Source organism: Nocardia vinacea NBRC 16497, assembly GCF_000308835.1.
Lineage (GTDB): Bacteria > Actinomycetota > Actinomycetes > Mycobacteriales > Mycobacteriaceae > Nocardia > Nocardia vinacea.
On sequence record NZ_BAGN01000428.1, the window covers coordinates 19,235 to 35,901 of the forward strand.

Annotated in this window: 9 protein-coding genes and 1 pseudogene; 3 read left to right on the forward strand and 7 right to left on the reverse strand. The window is 64.8% G+C overall.

Annotation, left to right across the window (positions count from 1 at the left end):
* Position 1 precedes the first annotated feature (1 nt).
* A complete protein-coding gene (locus ON44_RS45365; RefSeq protein ID WP_040701705.1) occupies positions 2 to 1,168 on the forward strand; it encodes an alpha/beta hydrolase family protein in 1,167 nt (388 codons plus the stop codon).
* Positions 1,169 to 1,366: 198 nt separating this feature from the next.
* Here the strand turns inward: ON44_RS45365 and ON44_RS45370 are convergent, their stop codons facing one another.
* Together ON44_RS45370 and ON44_RS53315 are read right to left on the reverse strand one after the other, a co-directional pair.
* Complete coding sequence (locus ON44_RS45370) at positions 1,367 to 4,657, reverse strand: protein kinase domain-containing protein (protein ID WP_040701648.1); 3,291 nt, start codon at positions 4,655 to 4,657, stop codon at positions 1,367 to 1,369.
* Positions 4,658 to 4,896: 239 nt separating this feature from the next.
* Positions 4,897 to 5,526 (reverse strand): annotated as a pseudogene (locus tag ON44_RS53315) (transposase); the annotation flags it as partial.
* Positions 5,527 to 5,834: 308 nt separating this feature from the next.
* Between ON44_RS53315 and ON44_RS45380 the strand changes: the two are divergent.
* Positions 5,835 to 6,146, forward strand: coding sequence for a hypothetical protein (locus ON44_RS45380; RefSeq protein WP_040701650.1), 312 nt, complete (start codon positions 5,835 to 5,837; stop codon positions 6,144 to 6,146).
* 507 nt (positions 6,147 to 6,653) lie between these two features.
* Here the strand turns inward: ON44_RS45380 and ON44_RS45385 are convergent.
* The 4 genes from ON44_RS45385 to ON44_RS45395 form a co-directional block, all read right to left on the reverse strand.
* On the reverse strand, positions 6,654 to 8,042 hold the full coding sequence (locus tag ON44_RS45385; RefSeq protein ID WP_040701651.1) for an L-serine ammonia-lyase: 1,389 nt from the start codon (positions 8,040 to 8,042) through the stop codon (positions 6,654 to 6,656).
* A gap of 10 nt (positions 8,043 to 8,052) precedes the next feature.
* Complete coding sequence (locus ON44_RS54365) at positions 8,053 to 8,505, reverse strand: aldehyde dehydrogenase family protein (protein ID WP_218007786.1); 453 nt, start codon at positions 8,503 to 8,505, stop codon at positions 8,053 to 8,055.
* Complete coding sequence (locus tag ON44_RS45390; RefSeq protein ID WP_245567578.1) at positions 8,400 to 9,554, reverse strand: MFS transporter; 1,155 nt, start codon at positions 9,552 to 9,554, stop codon at positions 8,400 to 8,402. Before ON44_RS45390 ends, ON44_RS54365 begins: the two co-directional genes overlap by 106 nt.
* A gap of 321 nt (positions 9,555 to 9,875) precedes the next feature.
* On the reverse strand, positions 9,876 to 10,469 hold the full coding sequence (locus tag ON44_RS45395; RefSeq protein ID WP_157187648.1) for a hypothetical protein: 594 nt from the start codon (positions 10,467 to 10,469) through the stop codon (positions 9,876 to 9,878).
* 536 nt (positions 10,470 to 11,005) lie between these two features.
* Here ON44_RS45395 and ON44_RS45400 point away from each other — a divergent pair.
* Entirely contained in the window at positions 11,006 to 14,293 is a 3,288-nt protein-coding gene (locus ON44_RS45400) for a protein kinase domain-containing protein (protein ID WP_040701653.1), read from the forward strand.
* 620 nt (positions 14,294 to 14,913) lie between these two features.
* On the opposite strand, the gene ON44_RS45410 is transcribed toward ON44_RS45400, so the two are convergent.
* Positions 14,914 to 16,089, reverse strand: a complete 1,176-nt coding sequence (locus ON44_RS45410; protein WP_051183419.1) for an AraC family transcriptional regulator ligand-binding domain-containing protein — start codon at positions 16,087 to 16,089, stop codon at positions 14,914 to 14,916.
* Between the last annotated feature and the right edge of the window lie 578 nt (positions 16,090 to 16,667).

The window sequence follows — 16,667 nt, forward strand, 5'->3', positions numbered from 1 at the left end:
GATGTTCGAATACTTCCCCGGAAACTACGTCTGGAACCTCAGCGTCGTCGCCACCCTCAACAGCGGCGGGACGATCGACGAGGTCGACCGCGCCTGCCGCCCGATCCGTGAGGCCGCCACGCGCGGCGAAGACGCCGGGACCGCGGATTTCCTGCGGGCCTGGACCGACCTGACCGACTTGCTCGTCGGCCAGGCCCAGGCAGCGGAAAAGGCTGGCCACCACCGGACCGCAGGGCAACTGTACCGACGCGCGACCAACTACCTGTGCCAGGCCGAACGTATGCAGAACGCCTCCGCCCCGCAGCGCCTGGACACCTACCGTCGCGTGCTGGAATTGCAGCAGAAGGCATTCGACAACGACGACCCGCGCACCAGCAAGGTGGAAATCCCCTTCGAGGAAACCACGCTGCCCGGCTACTTCACCAAGGCGCCGGCCGCCGCCCACGCCCCCGCACCGGTGATGATCTTGTGGAACGGCCTGGACAGCACCAAGGAACACGGCTACGCCTCCGGCGTCCAGGATGAATTCGCCGCCCGCGGCATCTCCACCCTCATCGTCGACACCCCCGGAAGTGGTGAGGCACTGCGCCTGCGTGGGTTGACCGCACGGATCGCGACGGAAGGCTGGGCGACGGCTTGCGTCGACTACCTGGAGACCCGCGACGATGTCGACGAAGCACGCATCGGCCTGGCCGGCTGGTCGCTGGGCGGTTACTACGCCCCCCGCGCGGCCGCATTCGAGAAGCGCCTGGCCCTGGTGGTCGCCTGGGGCGCCAACCACAACTGGGGTGCTGTCCAGCGCCGCCGCCTCGAACGCGAAGGCGAGCGTCCGGTACCGCACTACTGGGAACACGTGCTGTGGGTCTGGGGATTCGACGATCTCGACGAATTCATCGCGTACGCGGATGGCGTCCACCTCGACGGCGTGGTCGACCAGATCACGGCTCCGTTCCTCATCTGCCATGGCGAAGGTGACCGGCAGATCCCGGTCGAATACGCACATCGGTCCTATGACCAGGCGGTCAACAGCCCGAAACGGGAACTGCGCATCTTCACCGCAGAAGAGGGCGGCACCGAGCACATCGGCCTGGACCACCTGCCGCACGTCCGCGATTTCATCGCCGACTGGGTCGCGGACACCTTCGCCGGGCTCGGCACCGCGCGCTGAGAGATCACCGCACAGGCGAACAGATAGCACTGGACCAGCGCCGTAGGACCCTCCATGAGGGTGTCAGCGGTGATCGAGGTTGCGAATCCGGGGCGGTAGATGACCCGAAGGACGAGAACAGAGGAACCCGCGGCGAAGGCTATCTGGGCCGCAGCGTCGGGATCGGGCGCTTTGGTCGGCCTGCACCCTGGGTCCTGATCAGACAGTGCCACGATCCTGGTGTTCGGTGCCTTGTTCTACCCAGACCGCGATTTGTGCGCGGGAGGTGAATCCGAGTTTGGTGAGGATGTGCGCTACGTGGCCGTCGGCGGTGCGTTGGGAAATCACCAGTTCGGCAGCGATCTGTTTGTTGGTGAGGCCTTGCGCGATGAGGTCTGCGACCTGCTGCTCCCGTTTGGTCAGACCCACGGACGAACCTGGGGTGGGGGTCGTGTCCGCGGACTGCTCCCCGAGGGCGTAAGCCACCGCGACGTCCAACGTCATCGCCTGGCCGCGCCGGAAGGCCGCCTCGAACCTGCGTGCACCGAGGGTCGCCCGCGCGATTCGGTCACATTCGTCGTGATAGTGCGATCGTCCTGGGAGGATGCGCTCAGCGCTACCCCCGGACCGCCACAGTTGTTGCGCGGCCCCGGCCAGCACGGCCCCGCGTTCGGCGGCACCGTCGGCGACGACGGCCCAGGCCAGCACCTCGAGCCCGAAGGCGGCCACGACAGGGCTGTGTACCTGCCGGTTGACCCGCAATCCTTCCTCGATCAACGTTCGTGCCCGTTGCTGCTCGCCCTGCCGCCATGCCGTAATGCCCAGGCCCCACAGCGCGGCCGACCGGAAGCCCGGTTCGCCGCACCGCTCGGTGACCGAACATACCTGCTCGTTGACCTCGATCGCCCGTTGTGTATCGCCCTGCATAGCCTGTACCCAACCAAGCAGGGAGAGTGCAGCAATGCGCAGACACGCTGGCCGATTCGCACCGAACACCTCGACAGCACGTTCGAGGGAACGGGACGCCAAAGCAAGATCCCCATGAATGAAGGCCAGGACACCATCGGCGTAAGCGGCGAGCGCGTTGGCCACGGGGGTGCGAGCCTGTCCGGCGAGCGCGTGCACCTCCTCCACGAAAGCGGTCGCCGCTTGGCGGTCGTCCTGTATCGCCGCCAGCACGGTGCCGGCGTGCAGCGCCTTGACGCGGTCGGGTATCGAGCGGGCGCACGGACGGGCAAGGACGCGGTCGAGCCAGCGTCGACCTTCATCGACCAGACCATGGAACATCCAGAAGATCAATAGTCCGCTTGCGGTGCGCAGCCCGGCTTCGGCCGCCTCCTGGTCATCCTGGCTCAGGCAGTATTCGAGTGCCTCGCGAAGGTTGGGTTGCTCACGGTCGAGTCGGGCGAGCCAGTCGAGTTGCCGGTCGCTGATCCAGCCGTCCTCGGCGTCCAGTACCAGCCGCTGACACCAGTCCCGGTGTCGGCGCCGCACATGGTGCTCCTGTCCGGACTCCCGCAGTTTCTGCCAACCGTAGTCGCGCACCGTCTCCAGCATCCGGAACCGCACCACGCCATTGGACTCGCCGCGGATCAGGATCGACTTGTCCACCAGCGAGGACAGCATATCGACCGGACTCCCACAAGCCGGATCGGCACCGCAGATCTGTTCGGCGGCGTCGAGTTCGAAGCCCCCGGCGAATACCGACAGCCAGGCCCACATCCGCTGCTCCGCGGAAGTGCACAATGCGTAGCTCCAGTCGATACACCATCGCAGGGTCTGCTGCCGGGTGGGCGTGGTGCGGCTGGCGCGGGTCAGCAGCGCATATCGGTCGTCGAGGCGCCGTAGGATCTGTTCGGGTGACATCGTGCGCATCCGGGCCGCGGCGAGTTCGATCGCCAGCGGTAATCCGTCCAGCCGGGCGCAGATGCGAGCCGCGGTCACCTTGTCGTCGTCAGAGAGTTCAAGGCCAGGCACCACCGCGGTGGCGCGGTCGGCAAACAATGTCACCGCGTCGTACCGGGCCGGTCCGCGCAGTGACGGCTCACGATCCAAGTCCGGCACCGTCAGCGATGGCACCCGTAACACCGCCTCGCCGCCGATGTCCAATGGTTCGCGGCTGGTGGCCATGATCCGCAAGTGTGGGCAGGCGCGCAGCCAGGTTTCGACCAGCTCCGCCACCGCGGCTGCCAACTGCTCGCAGTTGTCCAGCACCAGCAGCGACTCGCGCGCGGACAAGAACTCCACCACCACCTCATGCAACGGCCGCACCGCCCCGTCGCGCAGGCCGAGGGTGACTGCCACCACGTTGATCAGCAGCTCCGGGTCGGAGACCTCGGCCAGCTCGATCAGCCACACCCCGTCGGCGAACTTCCGGTGTACGGCCGCAGCGGCCCGCAGCGCCAGCCTGGTCTTGCCGACACCACCGGTCCCGGTCAGCGTCACCAGCCTGGCCGCAGACAGCAGATTCTTCACCTCCACCACCTCGGTACGACGGTCGACGAAACTGGTCAACTCCAGCGGTAGACCGCCGCCCCGAACTATCACCGGCGCCGCCGGCGGGTGCCGCACCTGCGATAACGAGTTCGGACCGGGATGCTCACGAGCCGACTCGGTGTGCAGTGCCATCTCCTCGACCGCAAACCCGTGGCGGCGCTGCGCCTGCCGGATCGCCTCCCCGAGCGCTGCCGCCGAGGGCCGCTGGCTCGGGTCGCGGCTCATCGCCGTCGCCACCAACGCGGACACGTCGGCGGCGATGCCGTGCTCGCGCAGGTCCGGTACCGGTTGGGTGGCGATGCGCAGGAACTGGGTGACCACGTTCTCACCGCTGCGCCGCTCGAACACCGCATGCCCAGTCAACGCGCAGAACAGGGTGGCACCCAGCCCGTAGACGTCCGCAGCTGGGGTGGGAGCTTCGCCCTCGAGCACTTCCGGCGCGGTGAACGCCGGCGACCCGGTCACAGTACCCGCGGCTGTCTCGAACTCCCCTGGCACGCGCGCAATGCCGAAGTCGGTCAATGCCGGCTCACCGTAATCGGTGAGCAGGACGTTTCCCGGTTTCACATCCCGATGCACAATGCCCAACCGATGCGCGGTCTCCAGCGCTCCAGCGATCTTCACCCCGATCCACAACACGGTTTCGGTCGGCAGCGGGCCCTGCCCGCGGATCCGTGCATCCAGCGAATCCTGCGGGTGATACGGCATCACCAGGTAGGGCCGCCCGCCCACGGTGGTACCCGTCTGCAACACTGTGACAATGTTCGGGTGCCCGGTCAGCCGGCCCATCGCTCGCTGTTCCCGGAAGAACCGCTTCAGATTCTCCTCGTCCAGATCGGCGGTGAGGATCTTCACCGCCACCGTCCGATCCAGGTCGGGCTGGGCGCAACGATAGACCACACCGAAGCCGCCACGCCCGATCTCCTCGGCATCGGTGAACCCGGCCGCGCTCAACTCCTCAGTGACATGCGTAGACACCTCACGAACTGTCCGCACCGGATCGTCCTCACTCATCGGCTCGACACCATTCGCAGGCGTGTTCCCCCGTAACGGGTAGCACGTGTGTCCACACTTCCTCAATAACAGCGTATCTCCAGCGAACGGCTGAACTAGTGGGATAGTGGCTCGGATCCGCATAGCAAACGCTGCTTCCAGCAGTCGCACGCCCTGGGTCTGGTCGCAGATTGAGTCCCCCCGTGAGTCCGGGGACTTGGTCTTCTGTGATGTAGTCGTGTCGTCGAGGAGGAAGTACCCGGTCGAGCTGTGTGAGCATTCGCGGTCTTGTGAACCCAGCACCTGTGATGCCGGGCCTCGGGGAACACCTCGGCGATAACCTTCCAGAAACCGAGGGCTCCGTCGCCGACGGCGAGGACGGGGGCGTGAATGCCCCGGCGCTGGCAATCGCGCAGAAGGTCGGCCCAGGAGTCGGCCGATTCGCGGTAGCCGTCGGCCATGGTGATCAGCTCCTTGGCGCCGTCGGCGCGCTCGCCCATGAGCACCAGGACCTAGGACTTGACCTCGACCAGACGTATGCGCAGATGGATGCCGTCCGCCCGGATATACACGTAGTCGGTTACAGACAGGTCGCGCTCGCCGAACGCCTTGTGGTCGGCCTGTCACTGCTGCGTGAGCCGGGTGACCGTGGCGAGGGCAGGTACGAAATCCCCGCTGAACAGGCCGTGGAGGTAGAGCAGCGGGAGCACCTCGCTTATCTTCGGAGACTTGCGGCACCACGGCGGCACGATCGCCGAGGAGAACCGCCTGCGCTCGCCTGTCTCCGCATCGACACGCTTGTCGTTAACCCGCGGGGCCCTGACCTCAACCGCCCCGTTTGCGTGGCCCGGTCGCGCGACAATCGCAACATCGACCGCATCGTGCAGTCCTTCTGGTTCGCTGCCTCCCAGCGCGTCGCCGACCGCCTGTTGGGGTCATCCAGGATGAGAGTGACGTCCCGTTTATCTATTGGCCCGGTGGGCCCTTCCGCCCTGGATCGTATCCATGCGCGGCACGGATTTCAGCTGACATAGGTCCCCTGCGATGTGGGCCGAATTGCCCTGGCCTGCGCGTTTGCCGTCGGACAGGCTGTGCATATGCGGTAGCTGAATCAGTGTTCTGGTGCGGCTCTGCATTCGGGTGTCAGTTGAGACATCTGCCAGTTTCGAAGTTCCCTTCAGCGATTGCTAGGAATGCGATGACGACCTCTGCGACTCTCTCCCCGCCCGCCATCCATCGATCCGCCGGGACCCGACCGCGTGAGGCCGGTGTGATCACCCCGGTGCCGGCTGCGGTGGGCGCGCTGCCTGCCCCGCTCCTCCCGGGGGACACCGTCCGGGCCGCCACGGTGGGCGATCTGGCTTCCATCCACGTCATCGATTCGCGCACGGTCGCCGTCGTGGCCCGCCGCGATCGCCATATTCAGCCGATCGTCGCGATGATTGCCCAGCATCTGCCCGGTCTCATCGTCACCGTCATCCACAGCGCGATCATCGTCTCCATCGCCTGACCCACCCCGGCCACCAGCCTCGATGTGCATGGAGCGGTTCATGACGCAAATCCGTGTTCGAACACCCTCTGAGACGACGTTCCAGCTCACTCGGGCCCCCGGAGGCGTGGCGCAGACAAGACAGCAACGCCGCTAGACGCACGCGTTTGTGTCACCGATGGCACCGCGAGGCGTTCGAGTGAATTTTCCGCACTCCTCTAACAGGTGGCGAAGGAAATTCTGAGCCCGGCCGCCAAGCGCTGCACCGTGGACATGCTCGAGGCGTGTTGAGCATGTCGGAACGGTTGGCGTGCAAGGCGATCGGGTCGCGCGCTCCACCTACCGGGGTGAACTCCAGCCAGCGCTGCGCTTGCTCGGGTGACCGACCTGATTCGTCGCGTACGCCGTCGCTGATGACGAACGACGACACGATTTTGGCGTTTATCGCGCTGGCGAAGTCGATGACGCCACGCCACTGGTTGCGAGTCAAGGCACCTTGGAATCCGGTCGGCGGCTGTAGGGGCGGTGTCAGCATTCGACATGGTTGACCGTGACGACGACGGCTAGGCCGCCGGTCGATGTTTCCTTGTACTTGGCGCTCATGTCCCGGCCTGTGGATCTCATCGTTTCGATGACATCGTCCAGGCTGACGCGGTGAATGCCATTGCCGCGCAACGCCATGCGGGCGGCGTTGATGGACTTGCCCGCCGAGATCGCATTGCGTTCTATGCATGGAATCTGTACCAGTCCACCGATGGGGTCACAGGTGAGGCCGAGGCTGTGTTCCATCGCGATCTCAGCAGCGTTCTCCACCTGTTCCGATGTGCCGCCCAGGATTTCGGCCAGACCGGCGGCAGCCATGGAGGCCGCTGAGCCTACCTCGCCCTGGCAACCGACCTCTGCACCCGAGATAGAAGCTCGTTCCTTGTACAACGACCCGATAGCGCCAGCAGTGAGCAGGAATCTGACGGCTGTTTCCTCCGGATCCTGTTGACCCATTCGCGTGTAATTCGTCGCGTAGTGCAGGACAGCCGGGATGATGCCTGCGGCACCGTTGGTCGGCGCGGTCACCACCCTCCCACCTGCGGCGTTCTCCTCGTTCACCGCCAGCGCAACCAGATTCACCCAGTCTTCGGCCTTGGCCGGATCACGGCTCGGATCCTCGTTGGACAGGCGTTCGTACCAGTTTCGGGCACGGCGGCGCACCCGTAACGGGCCGGGCAGGAATCCGTCCCGCGAGATGCCGTGCTCGTAGCACGCCACCATCACGTCACGAATGTGCAGCAGCCGAGCCCGGATCTCCGGCTCGGTATGCCTGATGAGTTCGTTGGCGAGCATGACGTCACTGATCGCCATCCGATGTGAGGCGGTGAGCCGCAGCAACTCCGATGCGGAGTTGAATGCCATCGGGGGCCGAATACCTCGGTTTCCCGGGCCATCGATGAATTCGTCGGCTGTGACGACGAACCCGCCCCCGATCGAAAAGTAGGTTTGCGCATACAGTTCGCGACCATGCTGGTCGAAGGCCGTGAGCCTCATGGCGTTCGGGTGACGATCGAGCACTGTCAGCGGATGCAAGACGATGTCGTCCTCGGTCAGCGGCACTGGCACGAGTCCACCGAGACGTATCACGCCCTCGACACGTAGCGTCGCGAGTCGCGCCTCCCTCTGCTCGGAATCGATAGTCTCGGGCCTGAATCTCTCCAGCCCCAACATGACCGCCGGAAACGTGCCGTGGCCGAGACCGGTCGCCGCCAGCGAGCCGTAGAGGTCCACCCGAATCATTGCGGTGGCGGCAAGCCCGCCCGTCACTGTCAGCTCGTCCACGAACCGACCTGCCGCCCGCATCGGCCCTACGGTGTGAGAGCTGGAAGGTCCGATGCCGACCGAGAAGAGGTCGAAAACGCTAACAGTCACTGGTTCATACCTATCCCTGCGTCATGTCGGAAAGCTGCCCCCCCCAGCTGTCTCCCAGCTCTGCCCGGAAACCCTTGGCCGGCGATTGAAGGGCCCGGGGATCATTGAATACGGATCCAGACAGTCTTCTCGCGTGTCCACTGGTGGAAGGCGGACGTGGACTTCTCCGCGCCGCCGAATCCCGGACTGCTTCCAGCCGCCGAAGGGCACGGTGATGTCGCCTTCCGTAGGCGTTCACCGAAACCCCACCGGCTTGCACGCCCCGCGCCAGGCGGAGAGCCACATCGATGTCCTTGGTCCATACCGATGCGGCAAGCCCGTATTCGTTGTTGTCGGCGAGCCGATCAGCACGATTGATCAGGCAACGCTCTTCACTTTCATCACCGAGAAACCGCCGAGAGTGGTCAAGATCGCTGCCACGGCGAACAGTCCTGAAAAGCCGCCACTCAGCTCGATCACCCACGCCCCGACCAGCGGACCGAGGGCTTGCGGGACAGCCATCGCAATGTTCATCACTCCGAGTTCTTGGCCGTTATGTTCACCGTCGGGAAGGACGTCGGCGGCCAGAGCCTGGTCGATCGACATGAAACAACCGAAGCCGGCACCGGTAATCGCCCCGGAAATCGTTGCCCCTGACACCGTTCCGGTGCAGATGATGACGATGGCCGAGATGGTCTGCAGAATCGCCGCGACGAAGACGAACGGTTTGCGGCGCTGAATACGATCCGATAACCAGCCGCTGGCGATTGACACGCCGATAACGCACATCATGTAGCTACCGGTCAATGTCAGGAGTGCGGTATCCGGGTGCGGAACCCCGAGCCCGAATTGCAAGTAATACAGGGTGAGCGCCGTCCCGACCGCGTTCCCGAGGTTGACCAGCACACGTCCGATCAATGTCCACCGGAAGTCGTGCACGGCGAGCAGATGCAGCGCGGACCGCCGTCCCGTGTGGTCGATTCGCACCGGCGGATCGGGTGTCATCAGGACGAACGGTGCGATGCATACGATCAATAGCGCCGCGATCAGCAGATAGGAAGGGCCGACGTCGAGCACCAGGACGGAGATCAGCACGATTCCGAGGATGAGCCCCAACGCCTGGGGTGCCGAGATCCAGCTGGACACCACGCCGCGCTGGGACTTCGGCACTTGATCACCGATCATCGCGGTCAGGGCTGCGGACGCGACACTGAAACCGATGTTCGCAAGGCACCAGAACATGGCGACCCCGGTTGTGGTGTGTTGGACACTCAGGGTCGCGAGTGCGGCCGCGAAGGTGAGGGTTCCACCCATGATCCACGGCCGACGGCGACCGAAACGACTAGTCGTGCGGTCACTGAGCGCCCCCGCCGCGGGGAACGCGACCGCGGAACACAGCGCGGCGAAGCCGGAGATAATACCGAAGTCGACCACGCTGCGCTGCCAATTATCCTGGCGCAGAACAGCTCCGATGCCCAGCGCCGAGTTCAGTTGCTCAGGCAGGATCAGCTGGAACGACGTCAGTTGCGCCATCCAGATTCCGAGCCACCCGAGGGCGAAAGCGCTGATCCAGCCGACAGTGACTTGTCGATCAGGGCCTCGAGCGGCACCTGGCGCGATATCGGCTCGGTCCGGTGTGGCTGCGGCCGGGATATGCATGTCGTTCATTGCTGTCTTTCGGTCGTGCGAGATGGTGCGCAGTTCGCTCAGTGACCAACGAGTCCCCGGCGGGAAACGGGGGACATACAGCCTGGTCCGGATAGGTCGGAAGAATTTCGGGCCGACCCGAGCAAGCAATTGAAGGCGGCGTGCCGGCGAGCCGCGGCTCGCCGGCACGCCGGGCGGGATTCCGTGTCAGGACGCGGCCGGGATCGACGCGCTGATCTCCCCGGCGTCGTGAAGTGTGTTGTACGCCTGGATCAGTCCCGCGATCCCGGCCGGGATGCCGACGACAGCCCCTCCGATGATCGGGCCCAGAGCGGCGCCCAGCGCCAGCCCGGGCAGGCACCCTCCGATCGCGCCGACCACCGCGCCGACGATGCAACCGCCGACGAGCCCGATGACGCCACCGGCCATGCTGCCCGCGGTGACACCTAGCATGAACTCATTGCCGGCCTGATTGAGAGCATTATTGATGTCGGTTTGCGCATCCACAGGTGTAGCGGTTGCAGGCGCGACGGGGACCTGAGGGGTGGGCGTCGCAATGGGGAAGAGCTCCATGGGCGCCGCCACGGCGTCGAGCAGTTGATAGCTGGCAGCATCGGCGACAGGGGCGAGCGGCGTCGTCGGCGCGCCCTGCTCCGGGGCGCCTTCAGACCTCGCTAAGACAGTGATCGGTTCCTGATCCACAGTCGTAGCGTTCGCGGTCCCGTTTTCGGCAACAAAGACAACGGCGATCGCTGCCGCTGCAGCAACAATTCCCAGGCGTGTTCGAGCTGTGTGATTCACGAAACATTTCCTCCGTGTGAATACCAGTTACGGTGATGAGAAGTCGTCGAAAGAGCTGATTCCGAAAAGTCGCAGGCCGCCTGATAGGCGCTGGACTTCAAGTAGGTGTGTCGGGCTTCGTGTGCCGTTAAAGGAATCCGGCTCGAGGTTTGCTGTCGCGAAATTCAATCAGCCATATGTCCCGAGCCATAGGGGAATGTCGGCCACCCAGGGGGGAAAACCCGCCGGAGCACACGCCTGGTGCAGGCGCAGTCGGTCGGCAGGCCACGGGTGGGAACCGCATCAGGGACTGTGCCTGCCGAACCATACCGGCGTAAGCGGTAGTCACTGACTTGGCGTCGATGTCAGAACTGGGCAGGAACCTGCCGCTTCAGCATGCCCGGGCCGGGGTGTGCAAAATGTGATCATCGGTTTGCCACCGGTGTAGTGAAGTCGCAGCTGGCGGGGCTGTCTCGCTGGAAGCGATTACCACAGGGCAATACTGCCGCAGCCGACCCGGCGGTATCGTGAAGAACATCACGGAGCAGGACCGGCGTATGGGCGACATCGACCCGTTGAAGACTCAGCGCGCCGTGATCCCGGCGGTCACGGCGGAACTGGCAGAAGCAGGATTCACCGACGCCGAGGAGATCGGGCGCGGCGGGTTCGGTGTGGTGTATCGCTGCACCCAGGCGGCCCTGGACCGGACGGTGGCGATCAAGGTGCTCACCGCAGCCCTGGAGGAGGGAAACCGGCAGCGGTTCATTCGGGAGCAGCGGGCGATGGGCCGGCTGACGGGGCACCCGAACATCGTGGGAGTGTTGCAGGTCGGCACCATCACATCCGGGCTGCCGTATCTGGTGATGCCCTACTATCCGCAGGACTCCCTCGACGCCCGGATCCGCCGGCACGGTCCCCTGTCGGTACCGGAGACGGTGCGGCTAGGGGTGAAGCTTGCGGGGGCCCTCGAGGCCGCGCACCGACTCGGTATCCTGCATCGCGACGTCAAACCCGCCAACATCCTGATCAGCGACTACGGTGAACCGGCACTGACCGACTTCGGGATCGCGCGCGTCCCCGATGAATTCCACACCATTACCGGCACGGTTACCGGTTCGCCGGCGTTCATCGCGCCGGAGGTCCTGGCCGGGGAGCCACCCACCCCCGCAGCCGATGTGTACGGGCTCGGCGCGACGTTGTTCGCCGCGTTGACCGGGCACGCGGCGTTCGAGCGGCGCAGCGGCGAACAGGTCGTAGCCCAGTTTCTGCGGATCACCACACAGCCGGTCCCGGATCTACGCGAGGAAGGCATCGACGAGGACCTTTCGACGGTGATCGAACATGCCATGGCTCGCCCGCGCGAGCAGCGGCCCTCCGCGGCGGCGGTGGGTGAGCAGCTGCAGAATCTGCAGGCCGGGCGCGGGTGGCCGGTCGACGAGATGGCGGTACGGCCGGCAGCGAGTGCCGAGCAGCAAGAAAATGCGCCGGTTCCTTTGTTTCCGCGGGACACCGACGCTCCGCCGGTCGGTTCGTCGGTCAGCGCAAACGGACCGCTTCCCCTCGAGCTGACAAGCTTCATCGGCCGCCGTACCGAGTTGACCGAGGCAAAGAATCTGCTGGCGAGTTCCCGTCTGGTGACGTTGACCGGGATCGGTGGAGTGGGTAAGACCCGACTGGCGTTACGAGCGGCGACCGGCGCGCAACGAGAATTCGCCGACGGGGTGCGCTTGATCGAACTCGGGCAGCTGCACGACGGCGCGCTGCTGCCGGGGGTGATCGCTGCCTCTCTAGGGGTGCGCGTACAAGGGCAGCCGGTGCTCGACATGCTGATCGAATACCTGGCCTCGCGGCAGTTGCTGCTGGTGCTCGACAATTGCGAACAAATAGTGGATGCGGCAACGAAGGTCTCCGAAATCTTGCTGCGCGCCTGCCCGCGCCTTCGGATCCTTGCCACCAGCCGCGAGCCTCTCGGTGTCGGCGGGGAACTTTTACTATGGGTGCGGCCGCTGACCGTTCCTGATCCGGATCGGCAGCCCTCGCTGCGAAGTGCGGCCCGCTATGACGCGGTCACCTTGTTCGTCGAACGGGCCGCCGCCGCGGTGCCGGGCTTTGCGCTCACCGAGGACAATGTCGCCGCGGTGACCGAGATCTGCCGCCAGCTCGACGGGCTGCCGTTGGCGATCGAGCTTGCAGCGGCCCGGCTGCGGGCTCTGTCACCAGAACAGATCCTGGCGCGGCTCACCGACCGATACGCACTGCTGACCCGCGGCAGCCGCAGCGCGCCGAGCCGCCAGCAGACCCTGCGGTTGTGCATCGACTGGAGTTACTCGCTGTGCACCCCGGCCGAACAACAGGTGTGGGCCCCGTTGTCGGTGTTCGCCGGCAGCTTCGAACTCGACGCCGCCGAACAGGTGTGCCGGAATGACCTCGCAGCGGAGGACCTGCTCGATGTACTCACCGCCCTGGTCGACAAGTCCATCCTGATCCGAGAGGAGTCGGATTCGGTGGTGCGATTCCGGCTGCTCGAGACGGTGCGCGACTACGGCCTCGACAAACTCGATGAAGCGGGCCAGTACACGGACCTGCGGCGCCGACATCTGGACTGGTACCGACAGCTCGCCTTGGACGCCGACGCCGACTGGATCAGCCCCCGCCAACTCGACTGGATCGCCCGCCTCGACCGCGAACAACCCAACCTGCGCCAGGCACTGGACTTCTGCCTGACCGACACCGAAGCGGAATCCGACGCTGCATTGTCGATAGCGTCTGCGTTGCAACCGTTCTGGTTCTCCCGAGGCCAGGTCGGTGAGGCGCGGCACTGGCTCGACCTCGCCCTCGCCGGGCGGCCCACTACCGCTACTGCCGTGCACGCCAAGGGGTTGTGGCGTGCCGTCCTGGTGGCCGAAGCCCAGAACGACCGCACCGCGGCGTCCGCACTGGTCGCACAGGTGCAGGCGCTGGCCGAACGGACCGAGCGCCCGATCGTGCACGCATTCGCGAATCTTGCTCTCGGCCTCCATGCGCTTCGCAGCGGCGACCCGAGGCAAGCATGCGCACCTCTCGAAGCCGCGCTCGAGTCGTTCACTGCGCAGGACGACGTCCACGGGCAGGTCTTTGCCCTGCTCGGGCTTGGATGGTCGCACGAATCGCAGGGAGACAGCGCAGCGGCTCTCTCGTACCATGGGAAGGCCCTCGCGATCACCGAATCATATGGCGATTCCGCATATCGGTCATATGCCTTGTGGGGCACGACGGTTGCCGCGTGGCACCACGGTGATCGCGACGGTGCGCTGCGGCAGCTGCGGCAGTGGCTGCAACTGATCAGGCAGCAGAAAGACCCGCTCATGGCCTCGACAGCCCTGGAAACATTGGCGTGGATTGTGGGAGTCCAGGCCGGCAGCGCGCGGCTCGCCGCCGTGTTGCTGGGCGCGACGAACGCAATGAACCAGTTGGCAGGCACTTCCGCAGTATTCTTCCCGAGCTTGGTGGTCCATGGCGAGGACTGCGAACGAGCGGCCCGTCGCACGCTCGGACGGCGATCCTTCGAAGTCGCCTATCGCGAAGGCGCCGCAATGGATCTCGACGCCGCGATCGGCTATGCCCTGGGCGAGCAACGGCAGGCTGCGGCTCGCGGTCCGGGTCCATCCGATCTGACGACCCGGGAGCGGGAGGTGGCCGACCTCGTCGCAAACGGCCTGACCAACAGAGCCATCGCCGCCCGACTGCACATCTCCCCGCGCACCGCCGACGGACACGTCGAACACATCCTGACCAAACTCGGATTCACCAACCGCGCCCAGATCGCCGCCTGGGTCGCCGAACGGAGCCGATCAGTACACACTTGAGGGCGCCAACCTCAGCCAGCCCCAAGATGAGTCGGCAGTGGCCCTGCAATGGCGAAAGGTGCTCTGAATCGCAACAATTCGGATTGTTGAGGTCGAATATCGAGGTTTGAGAGCACCGTTCCGGCGAGGCAGTCCACGTTGTGGTGCCCGTCGCTGATCGGCGTGCTGGCCGCCGAGTCGAGCTGACCAAAGACGTGAGTGAAGAGTTCGCCCTTGCATCGTGCAGGGGTGTTGCACGCCTGAATCAGCCCGGCGATCCCCGCTGGATGCTGACAACTGACCCACCGATGATGAGGCCCAGAGCGGCGCCCAGGCAAGCAGCCCCGACTGTGCCGACAATCGCGCCGACGATGCACCTGTCGACGAGTCCAATCACTGCGTCGGCCATGGTGCCCGCGATGGCACCGAGCATGTACTCACTGCCAGCCTGATTGAGGGCGTTATTTATATCGGTCACTGACGGGCGATGCGCTCATGGGCGAAACGGACTGCTGAGCGGCGCGGCTGCGGCCGGGTGATTGTCAGCCATCAGGGAGAAAATTCGCCTGTGCTCGTCCCTGGCGGCCTGCGTGGTGCACTCGACCGGCATCAGTATCGGATGGAGAACGACAAGTGGGCGGTCAGGGTCCAACCGCCGAGCGGATGGCGGAATCAGTTGTATCCGTGTCAGATTGATGTCGCAACTGGACCGGAAACTGCTCAAATACGTTGCGGCGCAGCATGCCGGTTCCTCGGAAGGAAGGTGTGCCGCGCTCGGCGCTCGGGGCTTGACCAGTCCAACGCTGATATGCACGGCGGAACTCGCGGCTGTCGCTGAATCCAACTTCGGCGGCGACCACTGCGACAGGAAGACTCGATTCGCGTAACAGGGTTTTCGCCCGCTGCAGACGCACTCGGTCACGGATCTCGCCGAACATCAGGCCCGCTTCGGCTAACCGTCGGTGTAGCGTGCGTTCGCTGATCATCAACCGTTCCGCAACGAGTGCCATTGGCAGTGGTTGACGCAGATTCTGACGAAGTACGCCCTCCACCGCCGATACAATATCTGGCCGGTGGCCGCCGGGGTCGGCGATGAGGCGGGCCGCCTCGATGGCTATGGCGAGTTGAGCAGGATTGGCCGTCGGAATCGGTCGATTCAGGAACTCAGTGCTGAAGTAGATGCGCGTGACCGGAGCGTTGTATCGAATTGAGCATTGGAAGAATCGGCTGTACACATCCGAATACGGCATTCGGGGATAAGCGAATTCGAGCCGGGTCGGCGCAACTTGGCCACCGAAGATCGACCGCGCCAACACGAGCATCGAGCAGCACGTATCTTCGCACAAGAAAGGAAGCAACTCCGGTTGAGGAGTCCGCTCGTCGATTCGTACTGCGAATTCCCTTGTGTCCGGCTCGAATTCGTAGTTGAGCAGACTGCCTGAGGCTTGATGTAGTTGTAGTCCGATGTCGACGGCTTCTGCGACGTATCCCGCTGACCGCATGGCGAAACCGAGCAGGCCCCATTGACTGAAGACTTCGCGAGTGCCTATATGGACGCCTATTGGCCCGGAAGGCAGAGCGCGCAGTGCGCGACGCAAGATCATCAATGTTTGGCGGAGCGATAGACGAGTCTCTGGTAGGTCGAACTGAGAACGTGTGAATCCGCTTCCGGCGAACCACGACTCTGTGTTCATCTCCCGCTGTTCGCCGAGATCGAGGACGCCGGTGATAACGCTCGGGGGGATTCGTGCGTCGTGCAGGGTCGGGTCATCGTCCGGGCGAAGGCCCACGTTCGTGGTATGGCTGCGACTCGGCATATGCGGAATCCTGGTTCTAGCATGGCCCCGATATCCTCGGATGTCGGCAGCCATTTGGACGTTGAGCCAAGAGTGTTGGCTCTTGGCGTGTCTACGCGAGCCTTGGCAGGACCTGCGTTGTGCCGACAGCATCCATTGCGTCGGTTGTCGGTGCTGGTCGCGTCGACGGCCCCGACCTGTTCGGAGGGCGCGGCGCGGAACACAGCATGCACCTCCCGCATGCCGTCGGCAACGAATCCGCGAGCATTTGCCAGCCAACTGGTCGCCTGACCAGATCGTAACAGATCACCCTAGGCAAAGCCACGGGTTCGGTCTGCTCTCGAAAGGCATCGTGGAGCGGGTCAACGGATAACTCGAGACCTGGTTTCTGCCGGGCCGGTCATTCGATTCCCCGGCCGACTTCAACATCCAGCTCACTTACTGGCTGCCGATCGCGAATTCCCGTCGCGTCCGGCGACTTTCGACGCGTCCGACCGAACTGGTCGACACTGACCGAGCCGCGATGACGGCCCTGCCGCCGATTGGCCCAGCGGTTGAGTTCACCTGCCGCGCCTACTTGCGTGTTCTGGGTAACGACT